This is a genomic window from Rhizobium sp. YAF28 (assembly GCF_052113285.1).
In the GTDB taxonomy this organism is placed as follows: domain Bacteria; phylum Pseudomonadota; class Alphaproteobacteria; order Rhizobiales; family Rhizobiaceae; genus Rhizobium.
Window position 1 is genome coordinate 1 of sequence record NZ_JBFRCX010000037.1, and the last position, 1,119, is coordinate 1,119.

At 63.9% G+C, this 1,119-nt stretch carries 2 protein-coding genes; both read right to left on the reverse strand.

The window, feature by feature from the left end; genetic code table 11:
• The coding region (locus AB4Z13_RS32765; RefSeq protein WP_442207774.1) for a class I tRNA ligase family protein at positions 1-526 on the reverse strand (526 nt) is incomplete at its 3' end.
• Between the two features lie 183 nt (positions 527-709).
• Positions 710-1,119: 4-hydroxy-tetrahydrodipicolinate reductase (gene dapB / locus AB4Z13_RS32770; RefSeq protein WP_442207775.1), on the reverse strand; the 410-nt coding region annotated here is incomplete at its 5' end.

Genomic DNA, 1,119 nt, shown 5'->3' on the forward strand with positions numbered 1-1,119 from the left:
GCTCGTTSGCCAGCACGGTCTGGTCSACCGGATCCCAGTTSACCGTRCCGGTCTTGCGGTAGGCGATGCCCTTTTCCAGCATCTTCAGGAACAGCCACTGGTTCCAGCGGTAGTAGTCCGGGCTGCAGGTTGCCACCTCGCGCGACCAGTCGATCGCCAGGCCCATCGACTGCATCTGCTTCTTCATGTAAGCGATGTTGTCGTAGGTCCAGGCSGCYGGCGCCACGYCGTTRTTSAGCGCGGCGTTTTCCGCCGGCATGCCGAACGCRTCCCAGCCCATCGGCATCAGCACGTTGTGGCCGTTCATGCGCAGGTAGCGCGCCATTACGTCGTTGATCGTGTAGTTCCGCACGTGACCCATGTGCAGCTTGCCCGACGGGTACGGCAGCATCGAGCAGGCGTAGAACTTCGACTTCTCCTTCCCGTCGGGACCCACAGCGTGCTCGGCCACCTTGTAGGCTTCGGTGGCCTGCCAGTGCYGCTGGGCGGCTTGTTCAACGGCGGAAGGAAGATATTTGTCTTGCATGTTTGGTACGACGGATCAGGACGTCGGATCGGGGACGGCGTTCCGCGCGCACCTGGGGTGCCGGGCGGACCGATTTGCGAAAGAGCCGATTATAACCGTGGCGGACACCCGCCACGGACGGCGAAAAGTCTGAAAATGGCCACGCGGCGGGCCATTTTCGGCAATTTTTGGCGTGTGCCGGGCTTACTTCAGGCCCAGCACGTCCTGCATGTCGAACAGGCCGGCCGGCTTGTCGGCCAGGAAGCGCGCCGCGCGCACGGCGCCATCGGCGTACGACTGGCGGCTCGACGACTTGTGGCTGATCTCGATGCGCTCGCCAATGCCGGCGAACATCACGGTGTGATCGCCGACGATATCGCCGCCGCGCACGGTGGCAAAGCCGATGCTGTTGGCGTCGCGCGGGCCGGTATGGCCTTCGCGGGCGTAGACGGCGCAATCGTCCAGGCTGCGGCCCAGCGCGCCGGCAACCACCTCGCCCATGGCCAGCGCCGTGCCCGATGGCGCGTCCACTTTATGACGATGGTGGGCTTCGATGATCTCGATGTCATAGCCGGTCGAAAGTAGCTTTGCCGCCACTTCCAGCAGCTTGAAGG